This is a genomic window from Reyranella massiliensis 521 (assembly GCF_000312425.1).
Lineage (GTDB): Bacteria > Pseudomonadota > Alphaproteobacteria > Reyranellales > Reyranellaceae > Reyranella > Reyranella massiliensis.
Genome location: NZ_HE997181.1, coordinates 4,799,756 through 4,815,354, shown reverse-complemented (window position 1 = coordinate 4,815,354; position 15,599 = coordinate 4,799,756). Strand labels below are relative to the sequence as shown.

15 protein-coding genes are annotated in these 15,599 nt (G+C 65.1%); 8 read left to right on the top strand and 7 right to left on the bottom strand.

The features are described from left to right. Positions 1-30 precede the first annotated feature (30 nt). Entirely contained in the window at positions 31-1,854 is a 1,824-nt protein-coding gene (locus BN60_RS29220) for an adenylate/guanylate cyclase domain-containing protein (protein WP_020698623.1), read from the top strand. Here the strand turns inward: BN60_RS29220 and BN60_RS23515 are convergent. Continuing rightward, complete coding sequence (locus BN60_RS23515; RefSeq protein ID WP_020698622.1) at positions 1,830-2,504, bottom strand: aspartate/glutamate racemase family protein; 675 nt, start codon at positions 2,502-2,504, stop codon at positions 1,830-1,832. The genes BN60_RS29220 and BN60_RS23515 overlap by 25 nt on opposite strands. Positions 2,505-2,778: 274 nt before the next feature. Then, entirely contained in the window at positions 2,779-3,981 is a 1,203-nt protein-coding gene (locus BN60_RS23510; protein WP_020698621.1) for a CaiB/BaiF CoA transferase family protein, read from the bottom strand. 171 nt (positions 3,982-4,152) lie between these two features. On the opposite strand from BN60_RS23510, the gene BN60_RS23505 reads away from it, so the two are divergent. Then, a complete protein-coding gene (locus BN60_RS23505) occupies positions 4,153-5,007 on the top strand; it encodes an alpha/beta fold hydrolase (protein WP_020698620.1) in 855 nt (284 codons plus the stop codon). Here BN60_RS23505 and BN60_RS23500 read toward each other — a convergent pair. From BN60_RS23500 to BN60_RS23490, 3 genes are read right to left on the bottom strand one after another with little or no spacing between them, the layout of a single operon-like run. Further along, the gene (locus BN60_RS23500) at positions 4,974-5,660 is read right to left on the bottom strand and encodes a DUF2848 domain-containing protein (protein WP_020698619.1); all 687 of its coding nucleotides are present in this window, start codon (positions 5,658-5,660) and stop codon (positions 4,974-4,976) included. The two genes, BN60_RS23505 and BN60_RS23500, sit on opposite strands and share 34 nt — an antisense overlap. 2 nt (positions 5,661-5,662) lie before the next feature. Next, on the bottom strand, positions 5,663-6,463 hold the full coding sequence (locus BN60_RS23495; protein ID WP_020698618.1) for a putative hydro-lyase: 801 nt from the start codon (positions 6,461-6,463) through the stop codon (positions 5,663-5,665). A gap of 9 nt (positions 6,464-6,472) precedes the next feature. Then, positions 6,473-7,228 carry an SDR family NAD(P)-dependent oxidoreductase gene (locus BN60_RS23490; RefSeq protein WP_020698617.1) on the bottom strand — a complete coding sequence of 252 codons (756 nt, stop codon included), beginning with the start codon at positions 7,226-7,228 and terminating at the stop codon, positions 6,473-6,475. 506 nt (positions 7,229-7,734) lie between these two features. Between BN60_RS23490 and BN60_RS29215 the strand changes: the two genes are divergently transcribed. The 3 genes from BN60_RS29215 (at position 7,735) to BN60_RS23470 (ending at position 11,327) form a co-directional block, all read left to right on the top strand. Next, positions 7,735-9,672, top strand: coding sequence for a protein kinase domain-containing protein (locus BN60_RS29215; protein WP_051150177.1), 1,938 nt, complete (start codon positions 7,735-7,737; stop codon positions 9,670-9,672). A gap of 563 nt (positions 9,673-10,235) precedes the next feature. Continuing rightward, positions 10,236-10,814 carry a peptidoglycan L,D-endopeptidase MepK gene (locus BN60_RS23475; protein WP_020698615.1) on the top strand — a complete coding sequence of 193 codons (579 nt, stop codon included), beginning with the start codon at positions 10,236-10,238 and terminating at the stop codon, positions 10,812-10,814. Positions 10,815-10,817: 3 nt separating this feature from the next. Further along, complete coding sequence (locus BN60_RS23470) at positions 10,818-11,327, top strand: O-acetyl-ADP-ribose deacetylase (protein ID WP_020698614.1); 510 nt, start codon at positions 10,818-10,820, stop codon at positions 11,325-11,327. On the opposite strand, the gene BN60_RS23465 is transcribed toward BN60_RS23470, so the two are convergent. Further along, positions 11,299-11,874 carry a DUF924 family protein gene (locus tag BN60_RS23465; protein WP_020698613.1) on the bottom strand — a complete coding sequence of 192 codons (576 nt, stop codon included), beginning with the start codon at positions 11,872-11,874 and terminating at the stop codon, positions 11,299-11,301. The genes BN60_RS23470 and BN60_RS23465 overlap by 29 nt on opposite strands. Positions 11,875-11,936: 62 nt before the next feature. Between BN60_RS23465 and BN60_RS23460 the strand changes: the two genes are divergently transcribed. From BN60_RS23460 to BN60_RS23450, 3 genes are read left to right on the top strand one after another with little or no spacing between them, the layout of a single operon-like run. Then, positions 11,937-13,502 carry a sulfatase-like hydrolase/transferase gene (locus BN60_RS23460; protein ID WP_020698612.1) on the top strand — a complete coding sequence of 522 codons (1,566 nt, stop codon included), beginning with the start codon at positions 11,937-11,939 and terminating at the stop codon, positions 13,500-13,502. Between the two features lie 8 nt (positions 13,503-13,510). Continuing rightward, positions 13,511-14,209, top strand: coding sequence for a glutathione S-transferase family protein (locus BN60_RS23455; protein ID WP_043286586.1), 699 nt, complete (start codon positions 13,511-13,513; stop codon positions 14,207-14,209). 21 nt (positions 14,210-14,230) lie between these two features. Beyond that, on the top strand, positions 14,231-15,160 hold the full coding sequence (locus BN60_RS23450; RefSeq protein WP_020698610.1) for a VOC family protein: 930 nt from the start codon (positions 14,231-14,233) through the stop codon (positions 15,158-15,160). On the opposite strand, the gene BN60_RS23445 is transcribed toward BN60_RS23450, so the two are convergent. After that, the gene (locus BN60_RS23445; RefSeq protein ID WP_020698609.1) at positions 15,142-15,597 is read right to left on the bottom strand and encodes a hypothetical protein; all 456 of its coding nucleotides are present in this window, start codon (positions 15,595-15,597) and stop codon (positions 15,142-15,144) included. The two genes, BN60_RS23450 and BN60_RS23445, sit on opposite strands and share 19 nt — an antisense overlap. Between the last annotated feature and the right edge of the window lie 2 nt (positions 15,598-15,599).

Here is a 15,599-nt window from a genome sequence, read left to right as displayed (position 1 = left end):
AAGCGCTAAAGGAGGCGCGCTCGCGTCGGGATGAAGCGCAAGGCCGGTTTGTTCCTGCTCGCGGTGCTGGTGATCGCGAGCTTCGCGACGATGATCGTGGCGTCGCTGGCCATGTACCGGCTGGTCGCGGACGCGCAGGCCGAAGAACTGCGCAAGATCGAAGCGAGCCTCAGCGAGCGGTTCGCCGTGTTCGAGCGCATGCTCCAGAGCGAGAACCGGCGCAATCATCGGCATATGGAGACGGTGCTGCCGCAGATTGCAGCGGACGTCGAACGGGCCGGCCGCGATCCGCGCACTTTGTCGTCGGCCGAGATGGACGCGCTGGCGACCCGATACGGCATCGGCCACCTCTACTTCATCGACCGCGACCACCGGGTGTTCCAGACCAACCTGCCCTCGGATCTCGGCATGGTTTTTCCCAAGGGGCGGCTCACGGACTTTCTCGACAGGGTGATGGGCAGTGGCAGGGTATGGAGCGCCGGTATCGATCTGTCGGCGTTGACCCACACGCTCAAGACTTACAGCTACTTCGGTCCGGCCGACCGCGACTACATTATCGAAGCCTCGACCGATGTCCGCGAGACGCTGCAGCAGAGCGATTTCGCCTGGATGGCCCGGTACTTCTTCGAGGAACTCTTCGCCGACGCCATGGACTCCAATCCCTATGTCCGAGACGTCGATGTCTACCTGGTCAGCAGCACAGGCGCCTGGTCTCTGATCCATATCGGCGAGCAACTCGATCCCGTCATCGCCGAGAGGGTCCTTGATGCCGGCCACTACCTGCCATCCGATGCGCCCACTCGGCTGGCAACCCGGTACAGTGTCTTCAAGGCCGCCGGGCCGGATGGCAAAGGCGATGGGCCTGGGGCGATGGTGATGATCCGCAAGGTGGTCTTCGATCTCGGCCTTGCGCGCCAGGCAGTCGTCCACGTGTTCGTGAGCTCCATGGTCGTGCTGGCCCTGATGCTGCCGCTCATCTATTGGCTCGCCGCGCGGCTGCTGCAGCGGCAGGTTCTCGATCCGCTGTTCACCTTGCGGCGCGAAGCCGGCGCCATTGCGGAGGGCGATCTCGAGCAGCAGATCGCCAATGTCGCGCGGCGCGACGAGATCGGGCAGCTGGCGCGCAGCTTCACGTCCATGCGCGACGCCGTGCGGACAACCATCACGGATCTCAAGGAAACCAATCTGTCGATCGAGCGATTCGTGCCGCGCGCCTTTCTCGCCAAGATCGGCCGGCCGAACATCCGGTCGGTCGTGCTGGGCGACAACAAACGTCAGGACATGACCATCCTGTTCGCCGACATCCGCAACTTCACTGCCCTGTCCGAGCGGATGTCGCCGGACGACAACTTCGCCTTCATCAATGCCTATCTGGCGGAGATGGGGCCGGTGATCGCCCGGCATGGCGGCTTCATCGACAAGTATATCGGCGACGGCATCATGGCGCTGTTCGAGAAAGCCGATGACGGCGTGCACGCGGGCCTCGCGATGCTGGAGACCCTCGAGCGTTTCAACGCGGCGCGGCGGGCGGCCGGCGCCGAGCCGGTCGCCGTCGGGATCGGCCTCAATTCCGGCTCCCTGATGATGGGCACGATCGGCGAGCAGCACCGCATGGACGGCACGGTGATCTCGGATGCCGTCAATCTTGCAGCAAGGCTGGAGAGCCTGACCAAGGACTATCGTGTGCCCTTGCTGGTCTCGCAGTTCGCTGTGGACCGGCTGGACGACGCCCGGGCCTATGCCTTGCGCCCTGTCGACACTGTGGTGGTGAGGGGCAGGACGCAGCCGGTGGCGATCTTCGAAGTGCAGGCCCGCCGGCCTTCTGTTCGTCAGCCGCCCACTGACCTGGCGTAGATCGCGTCGACATGGATGTCGGCGCAGTCGATGATGGGAAAGCCGGGGTCATGACCGGCGAAGGCCAGGAAGAGGTCGGTGCCGCCCAGCACGATTGCCTCGGCACCATGGTTGCGGCAAAGCTCCGCACCGATCTCGAAGAACAGGCTGCGCTGCGCCTCCGTCACATGGCCGGGAACTGCCATGGCCACGTAGGCATCGTGAACCTGTCCCAGCTTCTCGCCCTCGGGACGGATGACCTCGACCGAGGTAATGCCGCCATAGAGGCCGCTTTCCATGACGTTGCGCGTACCGATGATGCCGATCCGCTTGAGGCCACGCGCGCGCAGCGCCTCGTTCACCACGGGAATGGCGTTGACGAGAGGCAGCGGCGAGATCGCTTCCAGGTCCTTGACGCAAAAGTGCCCGCCCATCGAGGTTACCGCGGCCGCTTCGGCGCCGGCCGCGGCCATTCGGTGAACGAGCCGCGCGAAGATGTCGGCCTGGGTCTTGGTGTCGTTGATCGCCAGATTGCCCGTCATCTGGCGTGCATCGGCATGCGCGATGGTGAGGTCGAGTGTGGTGCCGGCTTTGGTGTGCCGGTCGATCAGGCCGCGATAGTAGAAATCCGTTGCGGCGGGACCGATGCCGCCGATCAAGCCGATGTGCATTTCTGGCGACTTTCCTCGATGGGGAGGGACGGCAATCCTACCGCAACATTGCGAAGCGTGGCGAAAAGCGTTCCTACGGGTGGACAGTTGCAGGCGCAGCCGGTCCATCTTGGTGATGGCGCACTTTCCAGCACCTCGATGGCCATGCCTGCGGCAACGCAGTGCGTCTGGTGACGGGCGGATGACTTCTGTCGACGACCGGCACCCATTCGCTCACAGGGTCCAGGTCAACCGGCGCGTCATGCCCCTCCCCATATGAATGGAGAGGCGGCAATCAGTCCGCGGCCTTCACGGTCGGCGCGGGAGCACGCACACCACCGCGCGCCAGCATGGCGTCGACGTCGCCGGCGCTGTAGCCCAGCTCGCGCAGGATATCGGGGCCGTCCTCGCCGATATGCGGCGCGTGCTGCTGCGGCGCATGCTGCGAGGCCGGCGGCAGGCCCGCTATGTTGGCGACCGGCATACGGCCGAAGCCGTCCTGGTCGATCCAGTCGAGCGCGCCCGACTCCTTGACGTGCGGATGGTCGAGGTAATCCTGGTAGTTGTTCACCCGCTCGCAGAACACGTCCTTGGGCTGCAGGATCGCGATCCACTCCTCGGTGGTCTTGCTGGGCATCGTCTCGTTCAGCGCCTTGATGATCTTGGGCGCGTTCTTGATGCGATCCTCGTGGCTCTGCAGGTCGGGATCGTTGGCGATGTCGTCGCGGCCGATCAGCTCGAACAGCAGGCGGAAATGGTGCGGCCGCATGGCGCTTACCATGATGTAGCCGTTGCTGGTCTTGTAGCTGCCGGCCGGCATGTAGAGCACCGGCGGCGCGCCTTTGGAGAACACCCATTCCATCAGCTTGGCGCCCTGGAAGGCGGCGGCAGCCTTCATCAGGCTGGAATCGATGTAGGAGCCCTCGTTGTAGCGGAACTGGCGCATCAGGGCGGTCGACAGGGCCTGGAAGGTATAGAGGCCGGTGGTCACGTCGACGGCGATCATGCCCTGACGCCACGGCGTGCCGTCGGGCATCTTGTTCATCACCATCATGCCGCTGAAGGCCTGGATCAGCCCGTCGACCGTGGGACGCTTGCTGTAGGGGCCGGTCTGGCCGAAGCCCGATACCGAGCAGTAGATCACGCTCGGGTTCAGCTTCTTCATCTGTTCGTAGCCGAAGCCCAGCCGCGAGATCACGCCGGGCCGGAAGCTTTCCATGACCACATGGGCCTTGGCAGCAATCTTCTGCACGACGGCCGCACCATCCGGCGACTTGAGGTCGAGGGCGATCGAGCGCTTGCCGCGGTTGAACGCGACGGAATGGGCGCAGTGGTCGCCCTTCAACTCGCCCAGAGCGCGACCCCAGTCGCCTTCCGGCGGTTCGATCTTGATGACGTCCGCGCCATGCAAGGCGAGCAGCATGGAGGCGTGCGGTCCCGCAATGCCCTGCGTGAAGTCGAGTACGGTAATGCCGTCGAAAGCGCCCTTGATCGTCACTGAATCCTCCCGAGGGCGCTGAACGTACGTTTACCAGTGCCGATCGTGCAAGGCCGCGTCTGCAGACAAGCCATGCATGAAGAAAAGTTACGTAAATTCGCAGGCAAGTTCGTTTGAGACGTGCGGCGCGGGAGCGCAGATAAGTGCAGTTGCACTTATCGGGAGTTTGCCATGGCGACGCTTCCCCTGCCCATCGCGGCCCTGGCTGCCGCAAGCTATGTCGTACCCGGCCTGGTCGCGCCGTTCTTCCGGCGGATGATGCTGACGCCGCGGCGCCATGTGCGGCCGCCGCCGGTGCTGGCCGTCCCCGACGCTGACGAGCGCATCGATCTCGGCGACGGGCTGGTGGCGTGGCGCTGGGGCGACAATGATCCGGCAATCTCCCCTGTCCTGCTGGTCCATGGCTTCGAGGGCAATCGCGCCCAGTTCGGCGCAATTCTCGAGGCGTTGCGGGCGCGCGGCCTGTCCGTCGTGGCGCTCGACGTGCCGGCTCACGGTGACTCGCTGGGCGACGAGCTGACAGCCGTGAAGTTCATCGCCGCCATCGAACGCACGCTCGACCGGATCGGGCCGGTCCATGCGGTCGTCGGCCACTCGATGGGAGGCGCCATGAGCCTGTTCTCCATCGCCCGTCGCGGCGGGGCGCGTCGCGTGGCTCTGGTCTCGGCGCCGTCGTCGCTGAAGCGCGAGCTGCAGCGGTTCGCCAAGGCCGTCGGCCTGTCGAAGCGCGGGGCGCGGGCCTTCATCGCTTCCGTCGAGAAGCATGTCGGCCGGCCCGCTGCCGATTTCGACGTTCGCCACGTCGCTGGCAAAGTGAAGATGCCCGTGTTGATGATCCACGATCAGACCGACCGGCAGGTGCCGGTGGCCGAAGCGGCGCGGTCGGCGCACATGCTGCCGGCTGCGCAGCTGATCGTGACACGCGGGCTCGGACACAATCGGCTTCTGGCCGACCCCGCGGTCGTGGCAGCCATCGTCGACTTCGTCTCCGATCAGGAGATGACCGGCAGCGCCTCGATCTCGTAGGCGTGGCTGATCTTGCGGCCGAGGACGGGGTCGTCGAGTTCCATCTCGAAGCGCGGCGAGGGCCGGATGGCGCCGATGGCCGGCATGGTGCCGCAGAACATTACGGCGCCCATCGGTAGGCGCTTTTCGTCCTTCCAGCCGAAGATCAGCTCGCGAGGATCGCGGATCTTGGCGAGCGTACCTTCCTGGTAGAGGACTTTCCTGCCGTCTTCCTGGATGAAGCTGCGCAGCATCAACCTGTCCCAGTGTGGCTCGACTTCCTCGAAACGCCAGGCGGTACGGCCAATCGGCTTGGCGCACATCTGCTTTGAGACGGCGATGCCGTAGCTCTCGACCTTGCGGTCCGTATGATCGGCGCCGACCGTGACCCAGAGGCGATTGTCGGCGCCCACCAGCACGGGCTCGACCTCGCCGGAGCTGTCGTCGCCCAGCACCTGGATGCGGTCGGCCTGCGTCAGCATCTGCGCGGAGGCCCGATAGTAGATCGGCACGCGCGACGGCGGCTGCACGCCGATCGCTTTCAGCTCTTCGATATGATGATTGAGCGCCGTCACGTCGCGGCCAGTCCAGCCGGCGATCACCAGATCCTTGATGTCGACCGCGACCTTCTCGATCGCACCCTTGGCGTAGCCGTCGAATTCCAGCCGCGCCATCGTCAGAGAACGGCGAGGCGCGAGTTCAGCAGGTCGGTCACCAGCATGTGGCCTGGGGCGTGGGTGATGCAGAACTCTGGCTTCACCGTCGCCACGACCGACTGCGGAGTGACACCGCAGGCCCAGAAGACCGGCAGCTCGTCGTCGTGCACCGGCACGCCGTCGCCGTAGTCGGGCTTGGCGATGTCCTTGATGCCGATCATCTCGGGCTTGCCGAGATGCACGGGCGCGCCGTGTACCGAGGGAAAGCGCGTCGTCACTTGCACCGCGCGGATCGCATCCGCCGGCTTGAAGGGCCGCATGGAGACGACCATCGGCCCGTGGAACGGTCCGGCCGGCGCGCATTCGATGTTGGTGCGGAACATCGGGACGTTGCTGTTGCAGGACTGGTGCCGCAGCTCCAGCCCGTTCTCGATCAGCGCTTCCTCGAAGGAGAAGGAGCAGCCCAGCACGAAGGAGACGAGATCGTCGCGCCACACCTTCTTGAGATCGGTCACTTCCTCGATCAGCTCGCCCTTCTTCCAGACGCGGTAGAGCGGGATGTCGGTACGGATGTCGAGATCTTCGCCGAGCATCGGCAGGCGCCAGTCGCCGGGCTCGGACTGGCCGAGCAGGGGACAGGGCTTGGGGTTGAGCATGCAGAAGCGCGTAAAATCCGCGGCAAGCTCCTTCGGGAGAATTGCGAGGTTGCCCTGCACGTAGCCCGGCGCCATGCCCGATGTCGGCAGTCGGTGACCGCCAGCGCGGATGCGGCGCCGTGCGTCGCGGCCGGTTTCGCCTTTGAGAGTGGTCATCGTGTCCATGGCGAACTCCTAAACGTGCTGGCCGCCGTTGATCTGGATCTCGGCGCCGGAAACGTAGCTCGATCCCTTTTCGCAGAGGAAGTGGATCACGTCGGCGACTTCGTCCGGTGTGCCGAGGCGGCGCATCGGGATCTGCTCCTCGACGATCTTCTCGGTGCCTGGCGACAGGATCGCCGTGTCGATCTCGCCCGGCGCGATCGCATTCACGCGAATGCCGCGCGGCCCGAAATCGTGGCTCATCTCGCGGGTGAGTGCCGCAAGCGCCGCCTTCGACGTGGCATAAGCCGAACCCGCGAAGGGATGCACGCGGCTGCCGGCAATCGACGTGACGTTGACCACGCAGCCCTTTGCGGCCGACAGCTCGTTCATCAGGCCGCGCGCCAGAGCGACGGGCGCGAAGAAATTGACGTTGAAGACCTGGCGCCAGAGATCGAACGGCGTGTCGATGGCGCCGAGCCGCGAGCCGCCCGGCCCCTTGGGCGAGATCGCTGCATTGTTCACGAGCGCATCGAGCTTTCCACCGGCAAGCCGCGTGCGGATCTGCTCGATGCCGCGGCCGATATCGACCGGATCGGCGAGATCGAGCTGGACATGGTTCTCGCCGCCGCTCGGCCAGGGGCAGAGCGCGCTGAAGGGCTGGCGCGAAATGGTGATGACCCGCCAGCCGTTGGCGCTGAACTTCTTCACCGTTGCGTGGCCGATGCCGCGGCTCGCGCCGGTCAGTACCAGGGTCCGAACATTGTCGCGAGAAAGAGGTGCATTCATGCCGGCGATCCTACTCTGCCTTGCGCGTCAGTTCGCGGTCGATGTTTCGACCTCGCGGTTTCGCTGCGAGCCACGATCTATGGTGTGTTCGTCTGAAATCATCACATGATCTATTAAGTTATTGTGATTAAAAGATTTTTATTGAGATTTCGCCATATTTAAGCCTATATTTCCGCAGGTTTGGTCCAATTTTCGGGCCGCCCGGTCATCCGGGTTCCAACCGCGCTGTTTTGTTGAAGCAATAATGGAGTGGTCCGCCATGCCGGACGAACGTCGGGCGCCTGCGCCTAGCCCCTTTCTACACACCAGACCCGCGACCATGCTGACGGCGATCTGCCTCTGTTTGCTGGTCATGATCATGCAATTCGTGCCGGAAACCCGCGATTCGGTCATGCGTGTGTCCGCGGTTGGATCGGTCAGCACACAGTAGTCGCAGCCGCACCTGCTGAGGGCGCTTGTGTATGAGCTCGGGAACGCGCATCTAGAGGCTAAGGTTGCGCGTGCCCATGACAGCAGAACATGAACAAGCCCTGCCGGTCGGCACGCGACTTGGTGATTATCGCCTGGATGCGGTGATCGGCCACGGCGGCTTCGGCATTACTTATCGTGCGTTCGACACGCAGCTCGCGAAGTTCGTCGCCATCAAGGAATACCTGCCGGTCGAGTTCGCCACGCGCCGCCCCGACGGGCAGGTCGTGCCGCGTGGGTCACGTTTCGCCGACGACTTTGCCTGGGGCCGCGAGCGCTTCCTCGACGAGGCGCGAGCATTGGCGCGCTTCCGTCATGTCCATATCGTGCCGGTGCTGCGCTACTTCGAAGCCAACGGCACGGCCTATACCGTCATGGAGTTCGAGGACGGCAGCAGCGTCGCGCAGCTCCTGCGCCAGCCGAACCGCCGGATGCAGCCCGACGAAGTTCGCCGCTTGGCAGACGGCTTGCTGGCGGGCCTCGGTGCCGTCCATGCTCAGGGTTTTCTCCATCGCGACATCAAGCCGTCGAACATCATCGTGCGGCGCGACGGCGTGCCGATCCTGATCGACTTCGGCGCGGCCCGGCATGCAATCGGCGGCCGTACGCGTACCCTCACGGGAATTCTGACGCCGCAATACGCACCGATCGAGCAGTATGCGCTCGACGGCAAGCAGGGCGCGTGGAGCGACATCTATTCGGCAGCCGCCGTGCTGCATCACGCTATTGCGGGCTTCCCGCCACCCGATGCGGCGAGCCGGGTCGGCACAGATCCGTACCGGCCGCTCGCCGTGACCCAGGCTGACCGCTTCGATTCGTCTCTTCTGGCGGCGGTTGATCGCGGACTGGCCTTCGCACCGGACCAGCGGCCGCAGACGATCGAAGCCTGGCGTGTTCTGTTCGGCACCGCGCTGCCCATCGTCGAAGATGCACCGACCGAGCGCTTGCCTGGCGCCGTTCAAGCGGCCCAATCGAATGGACCCCGCCTCGGCGGCGTCAGCCGCAACAACGATGAACTTCTTCCTCTTCCGAGCGCAGGCACTGTGAGCACGGAGCCGCCGGCGCGACGGTCGCGTGTCGGCATGGGGCTCACCCTGGCCTTCCTTGCGATTGCTGCGGTGGGATTGTGGAACTTCCAGCCTCAGATTCGCGAGCTGGTTGCCGGCGCCCCCAAGGTCGAGCCGCAAGCCGAGCAGCCGGCTCCAATTCCCATCGGCCAGTCGAGCGAAGCGGCTCAACCCGTTATGCCGGCACCGGCGCCAACACCCACTCCCACACCTACACCGACGCCAGCGACTCCGCAGACCAACCCTGCCAGTTCGGCGCAGAAGGCGCTGACCGACCAGGCGCAGCGGGCAGCTACCGAGGCTCGGGCGCAGTTCGAGCGTGCCGACGAAGCCGCCAAGGCTGCCCGTGCAATGGCCGGCGAAGCGCGCATCGCGGCTGCTCGTGCGGCGCGGCCCGATCTCGAGAACAGCGAGCGCCTGACCTACGATGGCGGGGCGAGTTATGTCGGCCAGGTCGCGAACGGCAAGCGCCAGGGGTTGGGTGTCGCCGAACTCGGCAACGGCGAACGGCAGGCCGGCGAATGGGCCGACGACCGCCTGAACGGTCTCGGCACCGTGCGACTTGCCGACGACACGCGTTACTCCGGCCAATGGCGCGATGGCCAGTCGACGGGCCTTGGCTTGCGCGAAAAGCCGGGCACCGAACGTGCGGAGGGCAACTTCGTCGCGGGCCGCCTCGAAGGGCTGGCCATCCGTCGCACACTTACCGATCCGAACACTGTCCAGGGCGGCGAGTTTCATGCCGACCTGCTCGAAGGTCCGGGCGTCGAGCGTGTCGGCGAGCGCGAGCGCTATGAAGGCGGCTTCAAGGGCGGCAAGCGCAACGGCTACGGCCAGGTTACCGATGCAGCCGGCAAGATGCAGTCGGGCCGGTGGACCGACGGAAAGCTCGTCGAATCGGCGCCTTAGTCGCGAGGACAATCACACCCGCAACTCGTCGAGGCGGGACGCGTCGTGCGCCTGAAAGGCGGCGACCCCCCTTGTGCTCGGCCACGGCAGACGGTCGTCATTTACACGGGCGTAAATACGCTTAGTATGATTCCAAGCCAGCTTGTCGCACGTGGCCTGTCGTTTTCGGCGCCGGTTGCCTCGCTCGAGAAGGGGACCATGATCGGCAGCATCGCATGGTCGGTGCGTTGGCGAACATAGAACGCCAGGCAAATAAGGCAGACTGCAACGGTCCCACACTTTGCGTGATAGGTGAGGTTGTTGGTCTAGCCCTTTCCAGAAACCGAGAAATTCGCTTTGAGTCGGGAATGAGTCTCTGATATCTATGTCTGTGACATAAATGCAACAACTTCGGGGCAGGGATGCGCAGCGTAGTGTTGAGCTTGGCGGCGTTACTGGCATTTGCCGGAACCGCCGCCGCCCAGACCAAGCCCGCAGACACACATCGCGGGACTACAGCCACCTCTAAGAAGACGCCCGTCGGCGCCAAGGCGCCGGCTCCTACCAGGGCGACCAGTACGAACGTGCAGAGGGCCGCGGCGCAGCAGAAGCCGGCTGCCCAGCAGAAACGCACGGTCACGCCACAACAGCTTCGGGCGTCCCGATACGGCGGCTTCGCGCCGCAACAGGAGCTGCCGCCGCCGGAACTCGACCTTGCAAGCCCGCGCAGTCTCAGCCTGGTAAACTACAACACCAAGGAAGAGATTTCGGTCACCTATTGGTCGAACGGTGCCTATCACCGCGACGCGCTGAACCAACTCAATCACTTCCTGCGCGACAGCCGCGAAGGCGCAGAAACCGAGATGGACCCGCTGCTGTTCGACGTGCTGTGGCACACGACGCGAATCGTGGGCTTCGGCGGCTCGATCGAGGTTCTGTCGGCCTATCGCTCGCCCACGAGCAATGCCTGGCTGGCCAGCGTCAGCCGCGGCGTGGCGCGCGACAGCCAGCACATGAACGGCAATGCCATGGATATCCGCTTCCCCGGCGTCCCCGTCTTCCAGATCCGCCAGGCCGCGCGTTCGCTGAACATGGGCGGCGTCGGCTTCTATCCGCGCTCCGGCTTCGTCCATCTCGATACCGGCCCCGTTCGCTACTGGTAAGAAATGAGCGGCATCGAAATCATCGAGGGCGACATCACGCGCCTCGATGTCGATGCCATCGTGAACGCCGCCAACGAGAGCCTGCTGGGCGGCGGTGGCGTCGATGGCGCGATTCACCGCGCCGCCGGGCCCGAGCTTCTCGCCGAATGCCGTACGCTGGGTGGCTGCCCTACGGGCGAAGCCAAGATCACGAGCGGCTATCGGCTGAAGGCGCGGCACGTGATCCACACGGTCGGTCCGATCTGGCGCGGCGGCACCGCTGCCGAAGCCGACCTGTTGGCGCGTTGCTATCGCAACAGCCTCGCTCTCGCGATGACGCACGGACTCGCGAGCATTGCCTTTCCCGCCATTTCCACGGGCGTCTATGGCTACCCAAAGGAAGCGGCGACGGCGATCGCCGTTCGCGAGGTGATGGCGGTGGCGGCGCCGGAGCGCGTGATCTTCTGCTGTTTCGGCGCGGAGATGGCGGAGATCTACCGCGCCGTCATTGCCCGAATCGATCGGCTGTCTTGAGATAGTCCAGCTCGTACTCCGTGCACGCGCGGCCCAACACCTCGTTGCGGTGCGGGAAGCGACCGAAGCGGACAATGATGTCGCGGTGGGAGATCGCGTACTTGTCGTAGTCCTCCCGGCCCAGGGTCGCGAAAAGGGCGCAGCTCAGCTCCTGGTCGGCCAGTTGTTCACTGTGCTCGAACGGCACGTAGAAGAAGACGCGCATCGGGATCGGGTAGGCCGCGGGATAGCAGCGAGCCAGCGCGATCCGCGCCGTTTCGATCGCCTTGGCATCGCCTGAAAAAGCGCGGGCCGAGCGCCGGAACATGTTCCGTGGGAACTGATCGCAGAGCAGGGCAAGCGCCAGTGCGCCGTCCGGCGACTCGCGCCAGTGATCGAGGGCGCCGGCGCATGCCGGTTCCAGGAGGCTGCTGAAACGCTCGGCGATCTCGGCGTCGAAGGCGGGCGTGCTGTCGAACCAGATGTCGCGTTCCTTGCCATGGTCGGGATGGCCAAGGGGCAGAAACCAGAAATCGAGGATGTCGCGGATGGAGGAGATTGCAGTCATGTCCTCCAGTCTAGCACGCACTTTCTGCTAAGCTTGGCGAAACGGCGGGAGGAACTGGTCGCGTGGGCAAAGTCCGTAACGTTCTCTTCATCATGTGCGACCAGTTGCGCGCGGATCATCTCTCCTGCGCCGGCCATCCGCATCTGAAGACGCCGGCCATCGATTCGCTGGCCAGGCGCGGCGTCCGTTTCCCGCGGGCCTATGTTCAGTCCGGCGTCTGCGGCCCCTCGCGCATGAGCTACTACACCGGCCGCTACGTGACGAGCCACGGCGCCACCTGGAACCGCGTGCCGCTCTCCCTGCGCGAGAAGACCCTGGGCGACTATCTTGCGCCCGCCGGCGTCAAGGTCGCGCTGGCCGGCAAGACCCATGTGCTGCCCGACCTCGAAGCGTTGGAACGCTACGGCATCGAAGGTGGTTCCGCGCTCGACGCACTGCTGCGCGCCGGCCGCTTCGAGGAGGTCGACCGCTATGACGGCCATTCGCCGCCGGGCAAAGAGAGCGGCTATGGCGATTATCTTCGCCAGCAAGGTTACAACTCCGACGATCCCTGGACGGATTACGTCATCGCCGCCGACGGCCCCGACGGCACCACGCTCTCGGGCTGGCACATGCGCAATGTCCATCTGCCGGCCAAGGTTGCCGAGGAGCATTCCGAGACCGCCTACATGACGCGCGAAGCCATGCGCTTCATGGACGATATGGGCGACAAGCCCTGGTGCCTGCATCTGAGCTACGTGAAGCCGCATTGGCCCTACATGGCGCCCGCGCCCTATCACAATATGTACGGTGCCAAGGATTGCCTGCCGCTGAATCGCGACGAGCAGGAGCGGGTCGGCGAACATCCCGTGCTGGCCGCCTATCGCGAGCACGAAGAGTCGGTTTCCTTCAGCCGCCCCGACGCGCCCGGCATCGTGCGGCCGGCCTATATGGGCCTGATCCGGCAGCTCGACGATTGGCTGGGTCGCCTGTTTGCACACATGAAGACCTCGGGCCGGCTCGACGATACCTTGATCATATTCACGTCGGATCACGGCGATTTCCTGGGCGACCACTGGCTGGGCGAGAAAGAGATGTTCTACGAGGAGGCGCTGCGCGTGCCCTTCATCGTGGTCGACCCCGATCCTGCCGCCGATGCGACGCGCGGCACGGTCGACGAGCGCTTTGTCGAGGCCATCGACGTCGTGCCCACCATTCTCGCCGCGCTCGACCAGCCGCCCAACGACCATCTCGTCGAGGGCCGCTCGCTTCTGCCCCTGCTGCGTGGCGTGAAGACCGAGACGTGGCGCGACGCCGTCTTCTCGGAACTCGACTATTCCTTCCGCGAGGCGCGCAAGATCCTGAACCGGCGGCCTTCCGAGTGCCGCGCCATCATGGTCCGCACCGACCGCTGGAAGTATGTCTGGTGGCAGGATTTCCGGCCCATGCTGTTCGACCTGGCGAACGATCCGAAGGAGCGCCGCGACCTCGGCGCCAACGGCAACTATGCCCATGTCTTTGCCGAGATGGAGGCGCGGCTGGCGGCCTGGCTGAAGGCCCGCAAGACACGGGTGACGGTCGACGATGCCTATGTCGATGCCCGCACGGCCAAGCATCGCCAGCACGGCATCTTCTTCGGCCAGTGGTGAGCTGGGGCGTGATCACGCTCTATTCCTATCCCGGGCTGTTCGGCGTTGCCGACAACAACGGCTACGGTCTCAAGGTCTATGCCTGGCTCAGGCTGGCCGGCATCGCCTTCACCCACCGGCATCTGTTCGACGCGTCCGCCGCGCCGCGCGGCCAGCTCCCCTACATCGTCGACGGGGACGAGACGATCGGCGACAGCGACGCCATCATCGCCCATCTCGCGCACAAGTATCGTCCCGCGATCGACGAGGGCCTGACGGCACAGCAGCGCGACACCAACCTCCTGGTCTCCCGTCTGCTCGACGATCTCTATTGGGTGATGTCCTATTCGCGCTGGAAGGACGAGCGCTGCTGGCCGGCCTTCCTCGCCGCCTTTCGCCGCGAGCACCCGCAGATGACCGAAGCGGCCCTCCTCAAGGCGAAGGAGTTCAACGCTCAGCGTTATCATTTCCAGGGTATCGGCCGCTACACGCCGGAGGCAGCCTATGCCCGCGGCCTTGACGACCTGCGGGTGCTGGCCGACCTTGTTCCCGCCGACGGGTTTGTGCATGGCGCGAAAGCCGGCAGCGTCGATTGCGCGATCTATGGCTTCGTCGCCAACATCTGGTTCTACGACATCGACACGCCGCTGAAGCGGTTCGTCGCCGCGCATCCCACCTTGGTGCAGCATTGCACGGTCCTGCATGCCATGGCGATGGGACGGGGCTAGCGGCGGCAAGGGAGGCTGACCATGAGCAGGACTTACGACCGCACCGCCGAGGATGTCGGCAACATCGTCGCCCTCGAGCACGTCAATCTCCGGGTCGAGGATCAGGGGCTGGCGACGCTGTTCTATATCAGCGGGCTTGGCCTCACGCGCGACCCCTACATGATGACCAGCACCGACAATATGTGGGTCAATGTCGGGCGCAGCCAGTTCCACCTGCCGACGGGCGGGCCGGCGCAACGCCTGCGCGGCCGCGTCGGCCTGGTGATCGACGATCGCGAGTCGCTGGTGCGGCGCCTCGGCAATATGCGCAAGGCGCTGGGCGACACGCGCTTCGACTTCGTCGAGCAGGCCGATCATGTCGAGACGACCTGTCCCTGGGGCAACACGATCCTCTGTCACGATCCGAAGCCCGGCGACGCGATGGTCCTCGGCATGGCCTATGTCGAGTTCGACGTGCCGGTGGGGGCCGCCGGACCCATCGCCGAATTCTACCGCCGCACCTTCGGCACCATGGCGCGCGTCGACGAAGCAGGTGCCGCGCCGGCGGCCCGAGTCTCGGTCGGCATGGGGCAGGAGCTGGTCTTCCGCGAGACCGAAGCCGAAGTGCCGGCCTACGACGGCCATCACATCCAGGTCTATGTCGCGAATTTCTCGGGTCCGCACCGTGCGTTGCTGGAGCGCGGTCTGATCACCGAGGAAAGCAACCAGCACCAGTATCGCTTCGAGCAGATCGTCGACCTCGACGGCAACCGCCCGCTGTTCCAGATCGAGCACGAGGTCCGCAGCCTGCGCAACCCGATGTATGCGCGGCCGCTGGTCAACCGCAATCCGCGCCAGAACAACCGCGCCTACGTACCGGGCCGCGACGCCTGGGTGCCCGAACACATCGCCGTCGAGATGGACAATCCGCGACAGGCCGAGCGCGAGCGGCGCTACGGCACCTTGCGATAGATCGGCGTGCGCTTCTTTACGGGATCGAGCAGCGACCAGTCGCCCTGCTCGACGACATGGCCTTTCGGGAACGGTGAACGCGGTTCCTGGCCCAGCGAGCGCATGACCCTGTCGTCGCGGTAGTAGCAGAGCAGCACCACGCGATTGAGCGCGAACAGCGGCGCACCGCCCTGGTCCTTAAAAGTGGCTGCGACCTCGGCGCGGCGGTCGGCGGAAAGGCCGGCGAAGGAGCCGCCGCTCATCGTGGCGAGTTGCTTCAGCGACGTGCGCACATCGTCGGTGTCGCGTTCGAGGCTCCTGAGGATGTCGGCAAAGATCAGGTCGTCGTCGGCGCCGGGCACCTTGTAGGTCGTGCTGGCGGGGATCATCAGGCCGACGAGCGCGCGCAGGTCGCGGCTTTCGGCGTCGGTGAGGGTGGTCTGCGGCGTGGCTATCATGG

What these genes read in the sequence shown, in the direction of transcription:
- BN60_RS23450 (WP_020698610.1), top strand. Translation starts at nt 14,231, where the DNA reads ATGAGCAGGACTTACGACCGCACCGCCGAGGATGTCGGCAACATCGTC.
- BN60_RS23505 (WP_020698620.1), top strand. Translation starts at nt 4,153, where the DNA reads ATGGCGACGCTTCCCCTGCCCATCGCGGCCCTGGCTGCCGCAAGCTAT.
- BN60_RS23470 (WP_020698614.1), top strand. Translation starts at nt 10,818, where the DNA reads ATGAGCGGCATCGAAATCATCGAGGGCGACATCACGCGCCTCGATGTC.
- BN60_RS23495 (WP_020698618.1), bottom strand. Translation starts at nt 6,463, where the DNA reads ATGGACACGATGACCACTCTCAAAGGCGAAACCGGCCGCGACGCACGG.
- BN60_RS23445 (WP_020698609.1), bottom strand. Translation starts at nt 15,597, where the DNA reads ATGATAGCCACGCCGCAGACCACCCTCACCGACGCCGAAAGCCGCGAC.
- BN60_RS29220 (WP_020698623.1), top strand. Translation starts at nt 31, where the DNA reads ATGAAGCGCAAGGCCGGTTTGTTCCTGCTCGCGGTGCTGGTGATCGCG.
- BN60_RS23500 (WP_020698619.1), bottom strand. Translation starts at nt 5,660, where the DNA reads ATGGCGCGGCTGGAATTCGACGGCTACGCCAAGGGTGCGATCGAGAAG.
- BN60_RS29215 (WP_051150177.1), top strand. Translation starts at nt 7,735, where the DNA reads ATGACAGCAGAACATGAACAAGCCCTGCCGGTCGGCACGCGACTTGGT.
- BN60_RS23465 (WP_020698613.1), bottom strand. Translation starts at nt 11,874, where the DNA reads ATGACTGCAATCTCCTCCATCCGCGACATCCTCGATTTCTGGTTTCTG.
- BN60_RS23490 (WP_020698617.1), bottom strand. Translation starts at nt 7,228, where the DNA reads ATGAATGCACCTCTTTCTCGCGACAATGTTCGGACCCTGGTACTGACC.
- BN60_RS23515 (WP_020698622.1), bottom strand. Translation starts at nt 2,504, where the DNA reads ATGCACATCGGCTTGATCGGCGGCATCGGTCCCGCCGCAACGGATTTC.